The organism is Achromobacter sp. FW305-C-13, from assembly GCF_058783475.1.
The window spans coordinates 1,156,398-1,173,150 of the sequence record NZ_JBYSYN010000002.1; the positions used below are offsets into that span (position 1 = coordinate 1,156,398).

At 64.9% G+C, this 16,753-nt stretch carries 17 protein-coding genes; 6 read left to right on the plus strand and 11 right to left on the minus strand.

Annotated elements, in window-relative coordinates; genetic code table 11:
- Positions 1 to 3 precede the first annotated feature (3 nt).
- Positions 4 to 837 carry a ribose-phosphate diphosphokinase gene (prs, locus tag AC3WMU_RS16620; protein ID WP_280026465.1) on the plus strand — a complete coding sequence of 278 codons (834 nt, stop codon included), beginning with the start codon at positions 4 to 6 and terminating at the stop codon, positions 835 to 837.
- A gap of 15 nt (positions 838 to 852) precedes the next feature.
- Positions 853 to 2,547 carry a nicotinate phosphoribosyltransferase gene (locus AC3WMU_RS16625; protein WP_492282687.1) on the plus strand — a complete coding sequence of 565 codons (1,695 nt, stop codon included), beginning with the start codon at positions 853 to 855 and terminating at the stop codon, positions 2,545 to 2,547.
- 91 nt (positions 2,548 to 2,638) lie between these two features.
- On the opposite strand, the gene AC3WMU_RS16630 is transcribed toward AC3WMU_RS16625, so the two are convergent.
- The 5 genes from AC3WMU_RS16630 to cyoA all read right to left on the minus strand — a co-directional run bounded on the left by AC3WMU_RS16630 (position 2,639) and on the right by cyoA (position 7,599).
- Complete coding sequence (locus tag AC3WMU_RS16630; protein ID WP_006226500.1) at positions 2,639 to 3,418, minus strand: SURF1 family protein; 780 nt, start codon at positions 3,416 to 3,418, stop codon at positions 2,639 to 2,641.
- Positions 3,418 to 3,840 carry a cytochrome o ubiquinol oxidase subunit IV gene (cyoD, locus tag AC3WMU_RS16635; protein WP_006226499.1) on the minus strand — a complete coding sequence of 141 codons (423 nt, stop codon included), beginning with the start codon at positions 3,838 to 3,840 and terminating at the stop codon, positions 3,418 to 3,420. Before cyoD ends, AC3WMU_RS16630 begins: the two co-directional genes overlap by 1 nt.
- On the minus strand, positions 3,837 to 4,478 hold the full coding sequence (gene cyoC / locus AC3WMU_RS16640; RefSeq protein ID WP_006226498.1) for a cytochrome o ubiquinol oxidase subunit III: 642 nt from the start codon (positions 4,476 to 4,478) through the stop codon (positions 3,837 to 3,839). The genes cyoD and cyoC overlap by 4 nt, the downstream gene beginning before the upstream one ends.
- A complete protein-coding gene (cyoB, locus tag AC3WMU_RS16645; RefSeq protein WP_492282688.1) occupies positions 4,471 to 6,474 on the minus strand; it encodes a cytochrome o ubiquinol oxidase subunit I in 2,004 nt (667 codons plus the stop codon). The genes cyoC and cyoB overlap by 8 nt, the downstream gene beginning before the upstream one ends.
- 81 nt (positions 6,475 to 6,555) lie before the next feature.
- Complete coding sequence (cyoA, locus tag AC3WMU_RS16650; protein WP_035213824.1) at positions 6,556 to 7,599, minus strand: ubiquinol oxidase subunit II; 1,044 nt, start codon at positions 7,597 to 7,599, stop codon at positions 6,556 to 6,558.
- 132 nt (positions 7,600 to 7,731) lie between these two features.
- Here cyoA and AC3WMU_RS16655 point away from each other — a divergent pair, with 132 nt between their 5' ends.
- Complete coding sequence (locus AC3WMU_RS16655; RefSeq protein ID WP_006226495.1) at positions 7,732 to 9,066, plus strand: MFS transporter; 1,335 nt, start codon at positions 7,732 to 7,734, stop codon at positions 9,064 to 9,066.
- A gap of 20 nt (positions 9,067 to 9,086) precedes the next feature.
- On the opposite strand, the gene AC3WMU_RS16660 is transcribed toward AC3WMU_RS16655, so the two are convergent.
- From AC3WMU_RS16660 to AC3WMU_RS16670, 3 genes are read right to left on the minus strand one after another with little or no spacing between them, the layout of a single operon-like run.
- Positions 9,087 to 10,130, minus strand: coding sequence for a histone deacetylase family protein (locus tag AC3WMU_RS16660; protein WP_424625072.1), 1,044 nt, complete (start codon positions 10,128 to 10,130; stop codon positions 9,087 to 9,089).
- A gap of 54 nt (positions 10,131 to 10,184) precedes the next feature.
- Complete coding sequence (locus AC3WMU_RS16665) at positions 10,185 to 10,772, minus strand: YdcF family protein (protein WP_454677718.1); 588 nt, start codon at positions 10,770 to 10,772, stop codon at positions 10,185 to 10,187.
- Positions 10,773 to 10,799: 27 nt separating this feature from the next.
- A complete protein-coding gene (locus AC3WMU_RS16670) occupies positions 10,800 to 12,086 on the minus strand; it encodes an XAC2610-related protein (protein WP_492282689.1) in 1,287 nt (428 codons plus the stop codon).
- Positions 12,087 to 12,234: 148 nt separating this feature from the next.
- Between AC3WMU_RS16670 and AC3WMU_RS16675 the strand changes: the two genes are divergently transcribed.
- On the plus strand, positions 12,235 to 12,636 hold the full coding sequence (locus AC3WMU_RS16675; RefSeq protein ID WP_006226488.1) for a hypothetical protein: 402 nt from the start codon (positions 12,235 to 12,237) through the stop codon (positions 12,634 to 12,636).
- Here the strand turns inward: AC3WMU_RS16675 and AC3WMU_RS16680 are convergent, their stop codons facing one another.
- The 3 genes from AC3WMU_RS16680 to AC3WMU_RS16690 all read right to left on the minus strand — a co-directional run bounded on the left by AC3WMU_RS16680 (position 12,637) and on the right by AC3WMU_RS16690 (position 14,683).
- Complete coding sequence (locus AC3WMU_RS16680; RefSeq protein WP_006226487.1) at positions 12,637 to 13,254, minus strand: hypothetical protein; 618 nt, start codon at positions 13,252 to 13,254, stop codon at positions 12,637 to 12,639. It abuts the gene before it with no gap.
- Between the two features lie 51 nt (positions 13,255 to 13,305).
- Positions 13,306 to 13,707 carry a hypothetical protein gene (locus AC3WMU_RS16685; RefSeq protein WP_492282690.1) on the minus strand — a complete coding sequence of 134 codons (402 nt, stop codon included), beginning with the start codon at positions 13,705 to 13,707 and terminating at the stop codon, positions 13,306 to 13,308.
- A gap of 82 nt (positions 13,708 to 13,789) precedes the next feature.
- Positions 13,790 to 14,683, minus strand: a complete 894-nt coding sequence (locus AC3WMU_RS16690; RefSeq protein ID WP_006226485.1) for a LysR family transcriptional regulator — start codon at positions 14,681 to 14,683, stop codon at positions 13,790 to 13,792.
- 106 nt (positions 14,684 to 14,789) lie between these two features.
- Here AC3WMU_RS16690 and AC3WMU_RS16695 point away from each other — a divergent pair, with 106 nt between their 5' ends.
- Positions 14,790 to 15,776 carry a TerC family protein gene (locus AC3WMU_RS16695; protein ID WP_035213838.1) on the plus strand — a complete coding sequence of 329 codons (987 nt, stop codon included), beginning with the start codon at positions 14,790 to 14,792 and terminating at the stop codon, positions 15,774 to 15,776.
- Between the two features lie 170 nt (positions 15,777 to 15,946).
- Complete coding sequence (gene tam, locus AC3WMU_RS16700; RefSeq protein WP_006226483.1) at positions 15,947 to 16,726, plus strand: trans-aconitate 2-methyltransferase; 780 nt, start codon at positions 15,947 to 15,949, stop codon at positions 16,724 to 16,726.
- Positions 16,727 to 16,753: the final 27 nt, after the last annotated feature.

A 16,753-nucleotide genomic window follows, 5' to 3' on the forward strand; every position in this document is an offset into this window, starting at 1 on the left:
ATCATGTTCACCATCACTGCGGTAGTAGAAGGACAACGCCAGAGCGAGACGCCGGCTGCGTTCGTGTTCCCCGGGGGCGAAAGCCAGGTCACGGTGCCCGCGGGATTGCAGGCCAGGGCCGATGCGGCTAGCGAGTTCCGCATCCACGCCCTGTTGAAGTCGGCCGACGACGTCATGCAGTTGCTGATGCTGACGGACGCGCTGCGCCGCCTGAACCCGGCGGCGCCGGTGCATCTGGACATGCCCTATGTGCCGTACGCCCGGCAGGACCGCGTCTGCAATCCGGGCGAGGCGCTGGGGGCGGCCGTGTTCTGCAAGTTGATCAACGATCAGCAATACGCCACGGTGACCGTGGTGGAACCGCACAGCGATGTGACACCCGCGCTGCTGCAGCGCGTGCGAGTGGTCGACGCCGCCGCCTTCCTGAAGAACGCGCTGGCCGCCTCGGTCTTTGCCGACGGCGTGACCCTGATGGCGCCTGACGCCGGGGCGCGCAAGCGCGTGCAGGCGCTGGCCAAGAAGCTGGGCGTGGCTGACGTGCGCTTCGCTGAAAAGGTGCGCGACCCGCAGACCGGCCGCATTACCGAGACCCGCGTGCCCGATGACATCCCCGCGCAACCCGTGCTGGTGGTCGACGACATCTGCGACGGCGGCCGCACCTTCCTGGAACTGGCTGCCGCCTTGCGCGATAAGACGCGCCAGCCGCTTTACCTGTACGTCACGCACGGCCTGTTCAGCAAGGGCCTGGGCGAGTTGAACGTCCGCTACGCAGGCATCTTCACCGCATTCGACTGGACCGGCACCGAAGGCGCTGGCGCCCCGGTAATCGTCAATTAAGTAGGAAACCGAGCCATGAATACCCGCGACTCCCTTACCGTCAAGAACGGCATCAATCCCTTCCTGCAGGCCGACTTCTACAAGACCGGTCACCCGTTCCAGTATCCCCAGGGCACCAACAAGATCCTGGCCAACTTCACGCCGCGTTCGGCCCGGCTTGCGCCGGTGTTGCCCGAACTGTTCGACGGCAAGATCGTCTGGTTCGGCCTGCAGGGCTTCATCAAGGAAATCTTGATCGACCTGTTCGACCGCGAATTCTTCGGCAAGCCCGCCGGTGCCGCCGTGCGCCAGTATCAGCGCCGTGTGGACAATGCGCTGGGCAAGGGCGCGGTTACCGTGGACCACCTGCAGGCGCTGTATGAACTGGGCTACCTGCCGCTGGAAATCCGTTCGGTGCCCGAGGGCGCGCGGGTGGATATCCGTGTGCCGCCGGTGACCTTCGTCAACACCCACCCGGAATTCGCGTGGCTGGTCACCTATATCGAAACGCTGTTCAGTTGCGAATCGTGGAAGGCGTCGACGGTGGCCACGATCGCCTTCGAGTACCGCAAGCTGTTGACCTACTTCGCCCGCCTGACGGGCAGCCCGATGGACTTCGTGAACTGGCAGGGGCATGACTTTTCGATGCGCGGCATGGCGGGCCTGTATGACGCCCGCAAGTGCGGCGCGGGTCACCTCTTGTCGTTTACCGGCACCGACACGATTCCGGCCATCGACTATCTGGAAGATCTCTACGGCGCGGATTCCGACCGCGAACTGATCGGCGGCTCCGTGCCGGCCACGGAGCACTCGGTCATGTGCCTGGGCAGCAAGGAGGGCGAAATCGAAACGATCCGTCGCCTGGTCACGCAGGTCTATCCGGCGGGCATCGTGTCGGTGGTCTCGGATACCTGGGACTTCTGGCAGGTGGTGACGGACTTTGCCGCCGCGTTGAAGCCGGAGATCCTGGCGCGCCAGCCCGACGCTTTCGGCAACGCCAAGGTCGTGTTCCGCCCCGATTCAGGCGACCCCGTGAAGATCCTGACCGGCTACTTCTGCACCGACGTCGCCAGCGTGGAAGACACTACGGCAATGGCTGCCGCACGCCGCGACGGCTTCGAGGCGGTACGCGATGCCGCGACCGGCGCGTACTGGCTGCTGGACGAAGATGCACGCGCAAGCCAATCGCTGCGCGAGGCCGAAGTGAAGGGCGCGGTGCAGTGCCTGTGGGATAGCTTCGGCGGCGTGGTGACGGAGCGAGGCTACAAGCTGCTGGACTCGCACGTGGGCCTGATCTACGGTGACTCCATCACGCTGGCCCGTGGCCGCGACATCCTGGTCCGGCTGGAAAAGAAGGGTTTCGCCTCTGGCAACGTCGTGCTGGGCATCGGGTCCTACACCTATCAATACCTGACGCGCGACACCTTCGGTTGGGCGTTGAAGGCCACGTATGCCGAAGTCAACGGCGAACCCCAGGAGCTGGTGAAGGACCCGGTGACCGATTCGGGCGTGAAGCGCTCGGCCAAGGGCCTGCTGCGGGTCGATGAAACGGCCACGGGGTATGTGCTGCATGACCAGCAGACACCCGAGCAAGCCGCGGGCGGCGCATTGGTGCCGGTGTTCCGCGACGGCAGCCTGCTGGTGGAGCAAAGTCTGGCGCAGATCCGGGAACGGCTGCAAGGTTCGTGGGTGTGCCCGGAGCTGGGTAGCATCGATTGGGCGGGGCGTTGAAGGGCTGGCCAGACGGGGTGATCCCACCGCGAGGCCATTGCACGAGGCGGTTCGTAAAAAAAGCTCCCGAGGGAGCTTTTGGTGCGGGGTCTCAGGCCTTGCGGCGTGCGCGTCTTTCTTCGCGCACGAAGATCACCACACCCACGATGATCATCAGCGCCAGCGCATACCAGGTGATGGCATAGACCAGATGGTTGTTCGGGAAGCTCAGCACCGTCAGGCCGCCGACCGGCGCTTTCGCGGGATCCCGGCCCGGGCTGGACGCGGCGTCGGCGTCGATGAAGTAGGGCGCCACGTCGGTCAGGCCGCGCGCGGCGGCGATTGCCGGCAGGTCGCGTGAATACCAGAGGTTGGCGGCGGGATCGTTGTTGCGCAGGAAGCCGCTGCCGGGTTCGCCCATGCGCAGCAGGCCCGTGACGCTGCCCTCGGCCGGCGGTTGCGTGGCCGCGGCCTGGTTCTTGCGCCATTCCGGCAGCACGAAGCCGCGGTTGACCAGCACCGTGCCGCCGTCCGGCAACTGCAGCGGGGTCATGACCCAGTAGCCGCTGCCCAGTTCGGTGGCGGCCTGCACCAACGTCTGGCGGTCGTATTGATACGTGCCGGAAGCGGCCACGTGGCGGTACTCGGCATTGTTGAAGCTCAGCGACCGCCAATCGCGTTTGCCTGGCGCCGGCGTGGTAGCCGCATGGGCCCGCTGGTCGACTTGGGCGATCAGGTCGCGCTTCCAGGCCAGGCGATGCACCTGCCAGGTGCCCAGGGCGCACAGGCCTGCGAAGAGCGCGGCAGCAACCACCCCCAGGATGACCAGGGTGGTTTTGCTGCGCGGATTACGGGAGGTGTCGCCGGAGTGAGTGTCTTTTACTGCTGCCATCAGGGCATATTCCGCATGTCGTGTGTGGACATGGGCATCATATTGGAGTTCAAGTGATACATGATCCAGATTGACCCGCTGAGCGTGATTACGACCAGCACCAGCGTGAATATTAACGCCAACATGTTCCACCCGCTTTCGGACTTGGCGTCCATGTGCAGGAAGTACACGATGTGCACGACGATCTGCACCACGGCAAAGGCCAGGATCACCAGCGCGGTCGTACGCGAATTGGCGAAGACCCGGTCCATCACCAGCCAGAACGGAATGGCGGTCAGGATGGCTGCCAGGACAAAGCCCGTCACGTAGCTTTTCAGCGTGCCGTGGCCCGCGCCGTCATCGTCGTCGTGGTGATCGTGGCCGCCGCCATGGCCGTGGCCGCCATGCCCGTGATGGGCCAGGTTTTCCATGTGCGAGCTCATGGCAGTACTCCCATCAGGTACACGAAGGTGAACACGCCCACCCAGATCAGGTCCAGGAAGTGCCAGAACATCGACAGGCACATCAGGCGGCGCCGGTTTTCGGGGATCAGGCCGTGCATCTGCACCTGGATCATCATCGTCACCAGCCAGACGATGCCGAAGGTGACGTGCAGGCCGTGGGTGCCGACCAACGTGAAGAACGATGACAGGAAGGCGCTGCGCTGCGGGCCAGCTCCCTGGTGGATCAGGTGCGCGAACTCATACAGTTCCAATGACAGGAAGCCCAGCCCCAGGATGCCCGTGACGGCCAGCCACAGCTGGGTGGCGCCGATACGGTTGCGCCGCATCTCCAGCATGGCGAAGCCATAAGTGATGGACGACAGCAGCAGCAAGGAGGTGTTCACCGCCACCAGCGGCAGGTCGAACAGGTCGGCACCCGATGGGCCCGCCGCGTAGTTGCGGCCCAGCACGCCGTATGTCGCGAACAGGCAGGCGAAGATGAGGCAGTCGCTCATCAGGTAGACCCAGAACCCCAGCAGGGTGCCGTTCTTGGGATGGTGTTCGCCCGCGACGTAGAACACGGGCTCCGGGGGCGGCGTGGTGCCGCCGGGCAGGGTGGGGGCCAAGGTATCAGACATGTTTCGCCAACAGTCGTGTGCGGGTAGCTTCTTCGCGCACGACCTCGTCGGCCGGCACGTAGTAGTCACGCTTGTAGTTGAAGGTATGGACGATGGAGACCAGGATCAGCGCCACGAACGACAGCACCGCCAGCGGCCACATGTGCCAGATCAGCGCAAAGCCCATCACCACGCTGATCGCCGCCAACACGATGCCGGCCCAGGTGTTCTTCGGCATGTGGATGGGGATGAAGCCCTGTTGCGGCCGTTGGTAGCCGTGCTGCTTCATCTGCCACCAGGCATCCAGGTCATGCACGCGCGGCGTGAAGGCGAAGTTGTAGTTGGGCGGGGGCGACGACGTGGACCATTCCAGCGTGCGGCCGTCCCAGGGATCTCCCGTGTTGTCGCGCAACTGGTCACGGCGGCGGTAGCTGACCACCAGCTGGATGATGAAGCTGGCGATGCCGCACGCGATCAGCAGCGCGCCGAAGGCCGCCACCTGGAACCAGATCTGCAGCGACATGTCTTCGAAGTGGTTCACGCGGCGCGTCACGCCCATCAACCCCAGCACGTACAGCGGCATGAACGCCACGTAGAAGCCCACCAGCCAGAACCAGAACGAGCACTTGCCCCAGAACGGGTCGAGCTTGTAGCCGAACGCCTTGGGGAACCAATACGTGATGCCGGCCATCAGCCCGAACAGCACGCCGCCGATGATGACGTTGTGGAAGTGCGCAATCAGGAACAGGCTGTTGTGCAGGGCGAAGTCGGCAGGCGGCACGGCCAGCAGCACGCCCGTCATGCCGCCGATCACGAAGGTGACCATGAAGCCCATCGTCCACAGCATCGGCACCTCGAAGCGGATGCGGCCGCGGTACATCGTGAACAGCCAGTTGAAGATCTTGGCGCCGGTCGGGATCGAGATGATCATCGTCGTGATCCCGAAAAACGAGTTCACGCTGGCCCCGGACCCCATGGTGAAGAAGTGGTGCAGCCAGACCAGGTACGACAGCACCGTGATCACCACGGTGGCGTACACCATGGACGCATAGCCGAACAGGCGCTTGCTGCAGAAGGTGGACACGACTTCGGAGAAGATGCCGAAGGCGGGCAGAATCAGGATGTAGACCTCGGGGTGGCCCCAGATCCAGATCAGGTTCACGTACATCATGGCGTTGCCGCCGAAGTCCGCCGTGAAGAAGTTGGTGCCAACGTAGCGGTCCATGGACAGCAGGGCCAGCACGGCGGTCAGCACGGGGAAGGCGGCCACGATCAGCACGTTGGTGCACAGCGCGGTCCAGGTGAAGATGGGCATGCGCATCATGGTCATGCCGGGCGCGCGCATCTTCACGATGGTGACCAGCAGGTTGACGCCGGATAGCAGGGTTCCCACCCCTGCTATCTGCAAGGCCCAGATGTAGTAATCGACCCCCACGTCCGGACTCTGCATGATCCCCGATAAGGGTGGATACGCCAGCCACCCCGTGCGCGCGAATTCGCCGACGAACAGCGACATCATGACCAGCACGACGCCGCCTGTCGTCATCCAGAAACTGAAGTTGTTCAGGAAGGGGAAGGCCACGTCGCGCGCGCCGATCTGCAGCGGCACGATGTAGTTCATCAGCCCCGTGACCAGCGGCATGGCCACGAAGAAGATCATGATCACGCCATGCGCGGTGAAGATCTGGTCATAGTGGTGCGGCGGCAGGTAGCCCGTCGAGTCGCCGAAGGCCACGGCCTGCTGCAAGCGCATCATGATGGCGTCGGCGAAGCCCCGCAACAGCATCACGATGCCCAGGATCACATACATGATCCCGATCTTCTTGTGGTCGATGCTGGTGAACCATTCGTGCCACAGGTAGCCCCATTTCTTGTAGTACGTGATGGAGCCCAGCACGACGATGCCGCCGACCGCCACCATGAAGAAGGTGGCAAGCAGGATGGGTTCGTGGAGGGGAATGGCGTCCCAGGTCAGTCGACCGAAGATCAGCTTGATGAGGTCTGGTTGATCAGGCATCTCGATTCCAGCGTAAAGACCACAATTTCATGAAGCCCCTGCATCGGCCGGCCCGTGTCGCGACGGACTCGCGGCAAGCCGCTACAACACGAGCCCTTCGGTGGACGTGCACATGGCGCCTACATACTTGCGCGGCGGCGTGCCGGTCAGGCCCAGGCGTTCGCGCGTTTCCGTGTCCAGCGTGGTGACGTTGAGCGCACCAGGAATGCCCATGCCGCCTTGCGAGTCGATGGCCATCGCGTCCTTCATGCACATGCGGTTGCCTTCGACGCAGCGGTTCACGATGGCATCGAACAGGCCGGGCGCAAAGGTGGCGTAGTGCTGCACCGGGTTGCGTTCGCTGGGCTGTTCAAGCTTCAGGTAGGCGTCGCGGCTGAGCTTGCCGGTGGACGCGCGGGCGTCGGCCACCCACTTGTCGAAGCCCTGCTGATCCAGGCCATGGAACTTGAAGCGCATGCCCGAGAAGCCCGAGCCGCTGTAGTTGGCGGACAGGCCTTCGTATTCGCCGGGGTGGTTGATCACCGCGTGCAGCGTCGTCTGCATGCCGGGCATGGCGTAGATCTGGCCCGCCAGCGCCGGCACGAAGAAGGAATTCATCACCGTCGACGACGTGATCTTGAACTGGATGGGGCGGTCGACGGGTGCTGCCATCTCATTGACGGTGGCGATGCCTTGCTCGGGATACAGGAACAGCCATTTCCAGTCCAGCGCCACCACTTCGACGACAAGCGGCTTGGTGCCCGCGGGTACCTCGCGCCCTTCGGACAAGCGTGCAAGCGGCCGGTAGGGATCGAGCTGGTGCGTGCTGACCCAGGTCAACGCGCCCAGCGCGATGATGATCAGCAGCGGCGCGGCCCAGATCAGCAGCTCCAGCATCGTGGAGTGGTTCCATTCCGGGTCGTAGTGAGCTTGCCTGTTGCTGGCCCGATAGCGCCACGCGAACAGGAAAGTCAGGAAGATCACCGGCACGATGATCAGCAGCATCAAGCCGGTGGAGATGATGATCAGATTACGCTGTTGAAGCGCGACATCGCCTGATGGCGACAGCAGCACCGCATTGCATCCGGCGAGCAATGGCAGGGCGGCAATCAGGATCAATCCGCGGAGCCTTGTGAAGGACGGCATAGCCATACCTCGAAACGTAACCGTGGGAGGTAAACGCAACACTACGCTGGAAGCCGCGAAAAATCTAGGGTAAAAAGAACAAAAGTGTGCAGGGCAGTGGCGTATTTCGGACCTCCTACAGTGAGCAAACCCATGTCGACCACCACGCAATATCCCGGTCATGCCCCCGCTGTTCCCGGCCCGGGGCCAACGGCCGGCGGGGCCAGCCACGCCAAGGTGGCCCCGGGTGAAATCGCCGTCGGCGTGGTGGTGGGACGCGCCTCTGAATACTTCGATTTCTTTGTATTCGGCATCGCCTGCGTGCTGGTTTTTCCGAAGGTCTTCTTCCCCTTCGAACCGCAGCTGGAAGGCACGCTCTGGGCCTTCGTCATCTTCTCTTTCGCGTTCATCATGCGTCCCATCGGCACCGCGCTGTCGATGGCGATCCAGCGGCGTTGGGGCCGCGCCACAAAGCTGACTGTCGCGCTGTTCCTGCTGGGTACCGCCACGGTGGGCATGGCGTTCCTGCCCAGCTACAACACCATCGGCGCGCACGCGATCACCTTGCTGGCGGTATTCCGCTGCTTGCAAGGGTTGGCATTCGGCGGGTCATGGGACGGGTTGCCGTCGTTGCTGGCGCTGAACGCGCCGCCCAACCGCCGCGGTTGGTATTCGATGATGGGCCAGCTGGGCGCGCCCGTCGGCTTCATGGTGGCCAGTGCGCTGTTCCTGTATCTGCACGTCACGCTGACGCAGTCCGACTTCCTGGAGTGGGGCTGGCGCTATCCGTTCTTCGTCGCCTTCGCCATCAACGTGGTGGCGCTCTTCGCCAGGTTGCGCCTGGTCGTCACTGAGGAATACACACAGTTGCTGGAAGAGGGCGAGCTTGAACCCATCAGCATTGCCGAGATGCTGCGTTCGCAGGGATATAACCTTTTCATTGGCGCGTTCGCGGCCTTGGCCAGCTATGCGCTGTTCCACCTGGTCACGGTGTTTCCGCTTTCCTGGATCGCGGTCAGCGCCACGCAACAGATATCCGACGTGCTGATCGTGCAGATCATCGGCGCAGTGATCGGCATCCTGGGCACGGTGGCTTCGGGCTGGCTCGCCGACCGCATCGGCCGGCGCACCACGTTGGGCTTGCTGGCCGTGCTGATCGCCGTGTTTGCGCTGTTCACGCCGTGGCTGCTGGGCGGCGGGCCGATGGGGCAGGACGCGTTCATCCTGGTGGGCTTCGCGCTGCTGGGCCTGTCGTATGGCCAGGCCTCGGGCACGGTCACCGCGAACTTCACGCGCCGCTTCCGCTATACCGGCGCGGCGCTGACCTCCGACATGGCATGGCTGATTGGCGCGGCCTTCGCGCCGCTGGTTGCGTTGGGCCTGTCGGCGCGTTTCGGCTTGGTGGCCGTCAGCATCTATCTGCTGTCGGGCGCCGCGTGCACCTTGCTGGCGCTGCGCATCAACAAGGTGCTGGAAACGCGTGACTGATGGATAAGGGCTTGGGCGGCTTAGCCGCCGAAGCCTTCCAGCACGTTCGCCACATTGATCCCCACGTCGGCCACGGCATAGCCGCCTTCCATCGTGAAGACCGCGGGCAGCCCAAGGCTGGCCAGATGGCGGCCCACTTGCAGGTAGTCGGCGCTTTTCAGCTTGAACTTGGAGATGGGGTCGCCTTCGTAGGTGTCCACACCCAACGCGATCACAACCGCGTCGGCCTTGAACGCCCGGATGGCGGCGATGCCTTGTTCCAGCGCGTCGGTCCACGCGGCAAAACCGGTGCCCGCGGCCAGCGGCAGGTTCAGGTTGGCGCCTGCGCCCGCGCCTGCCCCATGTTCATCGGCATAGCCCAGGAAGAACGGGTATTCGGTGGTCGGGTCGCCATGCACCGAGACCGTCAGCACGTCGCCGCGTTCATAGAAGATGCTTTGCGTGCCATTGCCGTGGTGGTAATCCACGTCAAGGATGGCGACGCGTTCGGCGCCCGCGTCGCGCAAGGCTTGCGCGGCCAGCGCGGCGTTGTTCAGGAAGCAGTAGCCGCCGAAGAAATCGGCGCCGGCATGGTGGCCCGGCGGGCGCGTCAATGCCATGGCGGCACGGGGGCCACCGGAGGCGGTGACGGCGCGCGCGGCGTCGATGGCGCAGGCTGCGCCGGCGGTGGCCGCTTCCCAGGTGCCCGCCGTCAGCGGACAGCCGCTGTCGAACGAGAACAGGCCGACGCGCGCCGCGAAATTGGTGGGTTCGATATCGTGGCGGAAGCCGCGCACGGGCCAGACCGAAGGCAGGATGTCGATGTCGGCGTTGGCCGGATCCAGCGCGACCCAGTCGCGCCATGCGCTGGCCAGGAAGTCCACATAGCGCGGGGTGTGCACGCGCTTGATCAGGTCCATGTCGGGCGCGGACGGGGCCAGCAGATCGCCGATGCCGCGTTGACGCAACGCGTCCAGCACGTATTCCAGCCGGGCCGGCGTTTCGTGGCAGGGGACGAGCTTGCCGCGGAACATCTCCTGGCGGCCAGCATGCTTGTCATGGACGGGGTTGTGAAAGATCTGCACGGCGTCGGGGTCCTTGGGTTGTTCAACGCATTCTGTTTGACGGCAAGAGCGCCACTATAGCGGCCGGAACGCGTACCACGCTACGGCTGGCAGCTCGCGAAAAACGGAGTACAGGTCGCGCCCTTCGAAGAAGCGCGGATAGCCACCGCTGACGTCCGGTATGCCCTGGCGCCGCAGGGCCAGCATCGTTCGAGGCACGTGGAAATACTGGGTGACGGCCAACGCGCGGGTATAGCCGTGTTCGCGCATATAGGCGCTGGCATGCCGCGCGGTGGACCAGGAGTCCACGCCTGCGCTGTCGGTCACGATGCGGTCGGCGGGCACGCCCCGCGCCAGCAGGTAGTCGCGCATGACTGCGGCTTCGTCCGCGCCGGCCGGATCCACGCCGCCGCTGACGAACAGGATGCGGCATTGCGAGGCCGCATAGCAGTCGTAGGCGCGGTCCAGGCGGGCGGCCAGCCGGGGCGATGGCCGTCCGTCGGCTTGCACGGTGTTGCCCAGCACGACGGCCACATCGGCGGGGCGGGCGGCGGTCAGCAACCCCGTGGCCACCAATGCGGCGGCAGCGAGCAGCAGTGCAAAGAGCAGGAGCGCCAGGCGACGGACGGGGCGGGATCGAACAGGGCTGGCAGGGGATCGCATGTAGGTGGTCTTTGAGTGCGACTGCGCCTACTGCGGCGCGGGCGGCCGCTTCGGCAGCGGGTAGTCAAACTCGATTTCATTGGAGACGAGGGGTTGGGCGAGATTGCCCGGGTCGGTGACGACGGCGGCGGCGCGGTATTTGCCGGGCGCCAGCAGGGGCAGGAAGGGGACGCTGCCGTAGCCGTTGTCGTTGACCATGTAGGCCGGCTTGCCGTCTTCGTCCGGACTCCAGACCACGGGGTCGCGGGCAAAACCCAGCGGGTTGGCCGGGTACAGGGTGTCGCCTTCGCGCTGGTACAGCGGGTGCACGATGCGGTCGCCTTGCGCGTTGGTCAGCAACAGCCAGACGCGCGGCGCCTTCAATTGCGCCGGCGCTTCGCCGCGGTTGGCCACGCTGAGGAGGAAGATGCCGCCGTCCTCGCCGTTCCAGTCTGCCAAGGTGTCGGCGAGCTCCAGCTCCAGGCCGCCTTGCGGCGGAGGTGCCGGCAGTTGATGCTTGTCCACGCGCAGATCGCCATAGCGCACCCATTTGAGGACGTCGCCCGCCGTCTTGCTGGCGTAGCGTACCTGCAGCCAGTCGCGCGGGCGGATCGCCACCACGTCCAGGTGCTCGCCTTCGGCGGCGGTCATCGCCGGCCTGGCGTTCACGTCGGGCGCGTCGTAGAGGTCCAGCTTGCTGACCGGCACGGTGCCGTCTTCCAGCGGGGATCCTTCGCCTTCGATGTCGATGCGTGCAGTCGAGCCGTCTTCGCGGAAGTGGTAGGTCAGTTCGGCCGGCGCGTCGTCCAGGCCGAACAAGGCCTGGGTGGACCACGACGTGGCGTGCACCGTGCCGTCGGGGCGCAGCACGTATTCCTCGGCGCCGTTGCTGGCGGCGCCGTAGCGGCAGCCCACGCTGATCCGGGCCTGCTTGTCGTCGAACACCGGATTGACGAAGCCCCGGCAGGGACTCGTCTTGTCGGGGTGCTGGATTTCCTGGAAGGTGCCGGTGGCGGGCCGGTACAGGAACAGGCGGGTGATGAGCTGCGTGCCGCCGCCGCTTTGCCCCAGCACGAGGTCACGGTAGCCGTCGTGGTCGATGTCCACGGATGCCATCTGGTCGACTTCCTCGTCGTCGAAGCTGGCGAGCTGCTGCTCGGGTCCGTTGCCCACGCGCACGGTGGCGCGCTGGGCGTCGCCGCCGCTGATCTTCACCACGGCCGACAGCCCGGCCTTGATGGGGTAGGGATAGTCGCGCGGGGCGGCTTGCGCCTGTACGCCGTGCCCCTGCAACGCCAGTGCCGTTATCGCGCCCGCAAGCAGTATTCGTTTCACCCGCCTCTCCCCAGCTTCGAATCGAGGGGGGCAATATACCGCAGCCGATTGCGGGAAAACGAGCAGTGCACCGTCGCGGGCGGCCCGTCATCCTGGGTAGAATCGAACGATGCGCAATGTCTGCGCAGATGCTGTCCCGCAACCCTCCATGAACCTGCCGTTCCCTATCCGCCAAGAATGTCCGCCGGGCGCCTGTATGTGCGACCGTGAACGGCTGCTGGCCGATCCGGCCGCCGACATCCGTATCCTGCGCCTGACCAAGGAAGAGGAAAAGCGGCTGGTGGCGCGGCTGGAAAGCATTGCCAGCCTGGAGGACTTGCGCGCCATGCAGGGGCGGATCCAGGCGCAATTGGGCATCGTGATTCGCATCACGCCCAGCGACAACGAAGTGCGCACGTCGCGCGGCATCTCGATCCAGCTGGACGACGCGCCGGGCCTGTGCCGCAAGACGCGCACCGCGCTGCCTGCCGCCATCCGCCGCGGCTTCGACAACAAACCCGAAATCGTCTATGCGCTGCTGAACGAGCGCGATCTGCTGAGCGGCACCTGATCAGGATTTCTTGCCGGGTTCGCGGCAGGGCGTCAGCGGCACCACGGCGGACGGCGTGCGGCCGGCCTCGGGCCGGGTCGCCGGCTTCTTGCCGCTGCGCACGGGGTAGGACAGCAGGACGGCGCTGCCGGCTTCCAGCCTGGGCGACGTTGCAGAGCCATAGGCCACCGTCCAGCCACGCACGGCCAGCGGCGCCAGCGTGTACTGCAGGGCAGAGCCGGGCGATACGTGCGCGACCTTGCCTGCGAACAGCTCTTGCTGGGGCGTTTCCGTGCCGTCTACGGCGGAATACGTGACGATGCTGTCCAGCGCGGCCGATTCTTCATGGCGCGCCAGGATGGCGGTCTTGTATTTGCCGGGGGGAATGTCGGTCAGGCTGACGGTCAGGGCTTCTTTGGCCTGGCCGCCGCCATCGAGCCGGACGCCGGTGACGTCGACGCGCGTCAGCGGCGCCGTACCGGTATTGCGCACGCGCACGCTGTACTGCCCCGAGGTACCCGTCACCGTGCAGACTTCCACGCCGGAAGGGCTGGGGGAAGCGTGCGCCAAGGCCGTGGCGCCTGCGGAGAGCAGGGCGGCCAGGGACAACGTCAGGGCTGAGGCAGATCGGGTGGGCACGGCACGCTCCTTGAGGGAGGCAGCGTGCCGGGTGGCGCGTTGCCAGCCTTATTACACCACTTGGCGTCCCGGAGCCTCGGCCGCCTGCTGGCGTTTGCCCGCCAGCCAGCTCAGGATCAGCGCCAGGGCCAGCAGGGCGGCGATGATGAAGCCCCAGATGATCCAGCCCAGCACCGAGATCAGCGTGCCCAGGCTGCCGGCCACGGGCAGGATCTGGTTCAGGCCCTGTGCGGCCCAGACCAGGCCGCCTTGCAGCGACTGCAGCCAGGCCGGATCGACCCAGCCGGCAGCCCAGGCGGGCGCCACCCATTGCGACGTGTCCAGCGCCGTGCCCGGCACCTGGGCGGTGGCGATGGTTGCCAGGACCCAGTCGGTCAGTTGCAAGGTCAGCGCTACCAGCCCGGTCCAGAGTGCGGCAAGCACGGCAAAAGCGAGCCAGATGAATTTTTTCATTGCAGTGGTACTCCGATTTCAAAAGAGGGTCCACGATAAAGCGGATTCTATTTCTGAAAAACCAGAGTAGCTGTGACAAACATTAAGAAAAAACCGAAGTCTTGGCATGTGCCAGCACCGCCTGGACCAGGGGGTGGTGCTGCCCGCGGCGGTTGCGGATGGCGTGGATTTCCTCTTGCACATCGTCGCAGCGGGCCAGGGGGCGCAATCCGCGCAACAGGCCGATGTCGTCCCCGCCCAGCCGGCTGAGCGGAAATACGCCCAGGCCCCGGGCGGCAAACACCGACATTAGCGCGCTGTCTTCGAATTCGCCCACCACGTTGGGAAATACGCCTTGTTCGTTGAACCAGCGGTCCAGGGTCTGGCGCAGCACGGAGTGGCCGGTGGGCAGCAGTACGGGCAGCCGCTCGAGGCAGCGCGGGAAGTCCAGCGTGTCGGACTTGCGCACCAGCCGCGCCGGGCCGTACCAGTCCACAGGGGAGGACACCAGGCGGTCGCTGGTCAGCCGCAGGTTGGGGTTGGCGGGCGCGCCTTGGCCGGCCAGCACCAGGTCCAGGTGATGCTGGGCCAGTTCGCCCAGCAGTTCCTCGACCTCGCCTTCGTGGCAGGTCAGGCGCAGGTCCGGGGTGTCCAGCACGGGGCCCAGCAAGGCGTGCGCGGCCAGCTTGGAAATGCCGTCGGACAAGCCCACCGACAGCCGGATGACGGGCTTGGTGGCCGCGGCCCGCACTTCCTGGGGCAGCACATGGCCGATCTGGAAGATCTCTTCTGCCCGGGCGAAAGCGGCCTTGCCGGCGTCGGTCAGCGCCACGCCGCGGCCGGCGGGCTTGAGCAACTGGTGGCCCAGGTTCTTCTCCAGTTCGCGCACCTGGGCGCTGATGGTCTGGATGGCCATGTCCAGCCGTTCGGCTGCGCGGGAAAAGCCGCCTTCCTTGGCGACCATCCAGAAATAGTACAGATGGCGGTAGTTCAGCATGATCGAGCTCACTTCGGTTTTTTCGAACCTTAACTCACTTTCAGGCTGATTTCTCCATCTGGCCCGTATCCGGATGATGGGCACCTTCGAACACAGCGGGGCATTCATGGATACTTTGATCACCTTCTTCATGGCCGATTTTCTGGGGACACCGACCTGGAGTTGGCTGCTATTCATCGGCATCGTCGTCAGCTTGCTGGTCTTTGACCTGGGCGTGCTGCACAAGGAAGACCGCGAAATCGGCGTGCGCGAAAGCCTGTTGCTGTCGGCCGGCTACATCAGCGCGGCGCTGCTGTTCGGCGCCTGGGTCTGGTGGCAATTGGGCGCGGCCAGCGGCATGGCGTACTACACCGGCTTCATGATCGAAAAGTCGCTGTCGATGGACAACGTCTTCGTGATCGCGCTGATCTTCAGCTTCTTCGCGATTCCGCGCCAATACCAGCACCGCGTGCTGTTCTGGGGCATCCTGGGCGTGATCGTGCTGCGCGCCATCATGATCGGCCTGGGCGCCGCGCTGGTCAGCAATTTCGGCTGGTTGCTGTACCTGTTCGGCGCATTCCTGGTGTTCACGGGCATCAAGATGTGGATGATCGCGGACCAGACACCCGACATCGCGACCAACCCGATTTTGAAGTTCTTGAAGCGCCACATGCGCGTCACGGAAGGCCTGCGCGGCAACGCGTTCGTGGTGACCGAGACGGATCCGGCTACGTCGAAGAAGGTGCGTTTCGCGACGCCGCTGCTGCTGGCCCTGGTGTTGATCGAATTCGTGGACCTGGTGTTCGCGGTGGACTCGGTGCCGGCGATCTTCGCCATCACGACCGACCCGTTCATCGTCTACACCAGCAACATCTTCGCCATCCTGGGCTTGCGTGCGCTGTACTTTGCGCTGGCGGCGATGATCCACCGCTTCCACTACCTGAAGTACGCGTTGGCGCTGGTCCTGGTGTTCATCGGCACGAAGATCTTCCTGGTCGGCTTCATCGGCAAGGTGCCGGCTGCGATTTCGCTGGGCGTGACGTTCAGCCTGATCCTGGGCGGCGTGCTCTTCTCGCTGTGGAAGACCCGGTCCGCCGAACTGAAGGCGCAGTAAACCATCAACGCAGCAACGCAGTGGAAAACCCGCCGGCTGGCCCCGGCGGGTTTTTCTTTTCAGGTTTGCCATATTGTTTGAATATGACTTTGTTGTTATCCAGATATTTGTAATATGGATACGGCAAGCGTAGAGTCCAACCGTACACAGTCGTTCGGTAAGGAGCCGTCATGAGCAACAACAGTTGGTCCGCCAAGCAGTATTCCGCTTTTGAAAACGAACGCACCCGGCCGGTGCGCGATCTGGTGGCCGCGTTGCCCAATCCGTCCGTCGGCCTGGCCGTGGACCTGGGCTGCGGCCCGGGCAATTCCACCGAGGTGCTGGCCAGCCGCTATCCCGACGCGAAAGTCATCGGCATGGACAGCTCGGAAGACATGGTGCAGGCCGCCCGCAAGCGCCTGCCCGCGCTGGAGTTCGAACTGGCCGACATCGCCACGTGGAATCCGCCGCAGCAGTACGACGTGATCCTGGCGAACGCGGCGCTGCAATGGGTGCCCGACCACGCGACGCTCTACCCCCGGTTGGTCGGCAAACTGGCGCCGGGCGGCATCCTGGCCGTGCAGACTCCCGACAACCTGGAAGAACCTGCGCACCGCCTGGCGCGCCAGGTGGCGGGCGAAGCGCCGTGGGCCGCAAAGACGGGCGAGGTGAAGCATCCGCCGCGCCATAGCGCCGCCTGGTACTACGAATTGCTGAAGCCGCATTGCGGCGTGCTGGACGTGTGGCGCACGACTTACCACCACCCGCTGGCGGGCGCCGCCGCGGTGGTGGAATGGTTCAAGGGCACGGCCTTGCGCCCCTATCTGGACAAGCTGGATGCCGCCGAGCAGGCCAGCTTCCTGGCGCGCTATCAGGCGCTGATTGCCGAGGCCTATCCGGCGCTTGCCGATGGCACGGTGCTGCTGCCGTTCCCACGGCTGTTCATCGTGGCGGGTCCGAAGCAGGCGTAAGGGCGCGGCGCGGGACGGCCGTGGCGG